Origin of the sequence: Endozoicomonas atrinae (genome assembly GCF_001647025.1) — a bacterium.
In the GTDB taxonomy this organism is placed as follows: domain Bacteria; phylum Pseudomonadota; class Gammaproteobacteria; order Pseudomonadales; family Endozoicomonadaceae; genus Endozoicomonas; species Endozoicomonas atrinae.
On the sequence record NZ_LUKQ02000397.1, the window covers coordinates 1 to 3,605 of the forward strand.

General features: G+C 42.4%; 3 protein-coding genes and 1 pseudogene. 1 reads left to right on the plus strand and 3 read right to left on the minus strand.

Annotation, left to right across the window (positions count from 1 at the left end; genetic code table 11):
* A pseudogene (locus AK963_RS32610) lies at positions 1-176 on the plus strand (IS256 family transposase); the annotation flags it as partial.
* A 169-nt stretch (positions 177-345) separates the two neighbouring features.
* Here the strand turns inward: AK963_RS32610 and AK963_RS26870 are convergent.
* The 3 genes from AK963_RS26870 to AK963_RS26880 all read right to left on the minus strand — a co-directional run bounded on the left by AK963_RS26870 (position 346) and on the right by AK963_RS26880 (position 3,282).
* Positions 346-1,893, minus strand: coding sequence for a protein kinase domain-containing protein (locus tag AK963_RS26870; RefSeq protein ID WP_066018415.1), 1,548 nt, complete (start codon positions 1,891-1,893; stop codon positions 346-348).
* 673 nt (positions 1,894-2,566) lie between these two features.
* Complete coding sequence (locus AK963_RS26875; RefSeq protein WP_066018416.1) at positions 2,567-2,902, minus strand: SMR family transporter; 336 nt, start codon at positions 2,900-2,902, stop codon at positions 2,567-2,569.
* Complete coding sequence (locus AK963_RS26880) at positions 2,881-3,282, minus strand: DMT family transporter (protein ID WP_066018417.1); 402 nt, start codon at positions 3,280-3,282, stop codon at positions 2,881-2,883. Before AK963_RS26880 ends, AK963_RS26875 begins: the two co-directional genes overlap by 22 nt.
* Positions 3,283-3,605 lie beyond the last annotated feature (323 nt).

A 3,605-nucleotide genomic window follows, 5' to 3' on the forward strand; every position in this document is an offset into this window, starting at 1 on the left:
GCGTCATTCGTAAGGCGATCAAGAACCGGAAGATTTTTCGGACTGATGAGTCAGTCATGAAGGTAATCTATCTGGCCATGGAAAAAGCTTCCGAGAAATGGACCATGCCGATCAGGAACTGGAAAGCAGCCATGAACCGGTTTGAAATTATGTTTCCTGACCGGTTCAAGGAGTAATAGTTTTGGTGGCGTTTACACAGAATTATTTACAGGCTCACTATTTTTCAAGATTCCATCCTTAGGATGATTCAAGAATAGTAAGATAGGAACCAATTTTACGATCTACCGATATGCTTTATGTATACGATGGATGAGTCGGTATTGTCTGCTCAGGCTATTTGAGGTGCTATAGCTGTGCCATCAATTTCTCCAGGTTCCGACGACCGCCTAGTTGATGGGCAACCTCCTTTTGATCCTTTTCAGAAAGGCTGAAAAACATTTCAATCGCCTCAAAATTACGATCTAAAAGTTTGGCAATAACATCTTCGACCTGATTCTTTGAAGAAGGGGCTGCTGCTTGTGGTGCTCCGCCAACAGCACCTTGTAGCGGCTGGCCCTGCGGGCTTTTTCTTCTCTCTGTTGCAGTACTCTCCATAGACTGACTCATCAGAAAAGTTTTTACTTCCTTCGCAGTTGGCCGCTCGAGCTCGGGTCGGAATATATAATCTAACAGGGCAATAGTGTCTTGAGTCATCAATGGCATCTCCAGCTCTTTAGAGATTTCACTGGTATGTCTATTTCTATCCAGAAAATCCTTCAGCCTCACTCCTTTCGAGTATGCACTAGCAGTGAATTGCTTAACAAATAAAGGGATTTCCTTGTTGCCTGTTGCAATCATGGCAAGGCAAAGGCCGTAGGCCCAAACGTCATAGTCATAAAGTGACATCTTGCGTACTATACGAGATTTTTTTGCATATTCTGGTGGGAGGTGGTCAGGGGTGTACCCATTAGTTTTATCTTTCTTCTTATCAGCTGGGTCATATGAAAGCTGTTTTGCCAAACCAAAATCAGTAACAGCAGCACTTCCTTTTTTATCAAGCATTAGGATATTTTCAAGTTTTAAATCACCATGAGGGACTTGCCCTTCATGGCAGTGTACAATCGCATCCAGCACTCCGTCCCGGAAATTACTGAATACATCCGCTGGACAATCGCCATTGCATAAATCTTGCGCGTCACCTTCAGGTGCCGTGAATGTTACAACTGCACACAGCAAGTCATTCTTAGTGAACCTTTGGGATTGGACTAAATGGCTTGGAATACTTCGAATAGTTTCGTCTTGTCGATTTAAAACAATATAAAGGGCATGGCTTAAAATAGGGTTTATCTTACTCCCTGGTGGGAAAGTTGCTGCCATTTTTCCACCAAGCAGCTCACCAGAGTGATTGCCATCATCATCTATCAGTTGAGTAGAGTAACGTGGTTCGGTAAGGTCTGACCTCTTGATGGCATAGGCAGCGCCCTCACCACCGTCTTCCAGCTCTGGATGGAACTCCCAGCACTTAGATACTGAACTTCCGGTACCCTTCCCAAGTTTTTCTTCTACAACCTGACCTTGCAAGGGTATTAGGTATCGTACTGCTTCTTCTATTTCGGAATCACTTCTTTTTGAATCATTGCAGTGCTGTAATCTAACGACTATAACTTTTTGACCTGAACCATCAGGTGTTAAAGGATATTTCACTATGTGTAAAACTTTAGAATGAGTAATAGCAATAGTCTCAGTCGCCCGGGGTTTTTGGTAACCCAGTTTCCCTTCTGTATTCACTGCTATTGTGGGCCTCCCTCTATAGTTCGAAGCCTCTCCATGGGCTGTAGATGGGCTCTCTTTATCAGTCAATTTACTATTGTCTTTTGCAACCCCATACCCTGTCGTTCTTGGTCTGACGTCCATAATTTCTACCTTTATATCTATACATGATTATCAGTTTGTTAGCAGGAAAATATTTCGATTTTGTTTGAATAGCTAACAGAATAGTTGGTTATTCCATTTTTTCGATCAACTGGGGTATTTGGGTGGCATACAGCCAATTTTCTTCTGGTAGTATTTTTTCAGGGAAATAGCTCAGCCTGAAGAGTTAATTAAACGAACTTATTTATTATCGCGGTAAGACTAATAAAAACCTCTTACCTGATAGCTATTTTGTTTGTATTGAAAAACTGAATGTTAAATATAAAATCCTGATTTTATTTTTGAGTTTTCAAAAAAAGTAATCAGTTTGTTGGTTAAGTCTATGAGCGATTGAGGAAATAACAGCATGATTTAAAAACTTGCTTCTAACCGGGTGACTGGATTTTTATATTTCTTATTCTTGAGTTTATTGGGTTGAGAGCTGGTATAAATATTCCATAATTTTTGTATTTGCAAGGAGCGAGAAAGTAGGGGCATAGTCCAGTCATCAGATAGTATTGCGTGTGTTTAAGCCTTTATCAGGCTTCATGCTGAAAGAGGAAGAAGTTCTTCCATAGGATAAGAAAATTAAAGTGCATATTTTCCTACAGTAAGCTTGGGTTACGTCTACGTCGCAGCTCATATAGATCTATGCTTCATAGACGTTTCTCCATCATTATATGGACAGTTTCAGGAACAGAATTGCAATAAGTGTGACTCCTATACCCAGCACCTTGACTGGGTGTAGACTTTCCCCAAACATCATTCTGCCAATCACTGAAGTGGCAATAATACCGAGTGCTCCCCAGAGTGCGTAGGCAATACTGAGGTCAATGCTTTCCAAGGCAAAGGACAGGAAAACAAAGGCCGCAATCTGTACGATCATAACCATCACAGCGAACCGCTTTTTGGTAAATCCGTTGGACAGTTTGGTCAGTACATTACCAATAATGTCACAGCTGGAAGCGGCAACGACCCAGAAAATAGCAATCAGTTGCAGATGGTCTGACATGGCTGCAGCTCCTTCTCAGTGGTCGGTTGCGCTTTATTTTCCTGTTCCTGCTTTTCCGACAGTTTCTCCCCCAGGTTCATCAAAACCATTCCGGTCATCAGTGAGGCCATGGCTATCAGTTTGTTGGTTGAGAACGTTTCGTCAAAGAAATACCAGGACATCAGGCTGATCAGTAACAGGCCGAGCCCTTCCCACATGGTATAAGCAATTGCCAGGGGGATGTTGCGAACCGCCTGTGACAGAAAGAAGTAGGAAATGGAAATTAAAATAGCCATCAGTGTATAGCCCATCACAGGGCTGCTTCCTGATGCCATTTTCATAAAGGATGTGCTGGCCACCTCGGTAATAATGGCCAGAAACAGCATAAACCAGTAATACATAGGGGTTCCCCCGATCAAGAGATCAAAATAAATAAGCTTAGGCTGGTAGTGTTCTTTTTTCAGCAAAAGACAGGCAGGGGGAACTAGAGGCCAGTGCGCCAATAGCGCTCAGCCGGGTAGTGGCAGATAGCTGTGTAAAGACTGGGTGGTATACAACGCATTTTAGGCAGAGATCATAGACCTGATTAAAGTAATAATACCAATCGCATTTTCTAAATCCTTAAGCTGCCGCCAACTATGCTTAGGCATCATTACCATGCATTATCTAGAACAGATGTCTCGTCGACCACAGCTACCCGAAGGTTTTAATGATGTTGATTTTC

What these genes read in the sequence shown, in the direction of transcription:
- AK963_RS26875 (WP_066018416.1), bottom strand. Translation starts at nt 2,902, where the DNA reads ATGTCAGACCATCTGCAACTGATTGCTATTTTCTGGGTCGTTGCCGCT.
- AK963_RS26880 (WP_066018417.1), bottom strand. Translation starts at nt 3,282, where the DNA reads ATGTATTACTGGTTTATGCTGTTTCTGGCCATTATTACCGAGGTGGCC.
- AK963_RS26870 (WP_066018415.1), bottom strand. Translation starts at nt 1,893, where the DNA reads ATGGACGTCAGACCAAGAACGACAGGGTATGGGGTTGCAAAAGACAAT.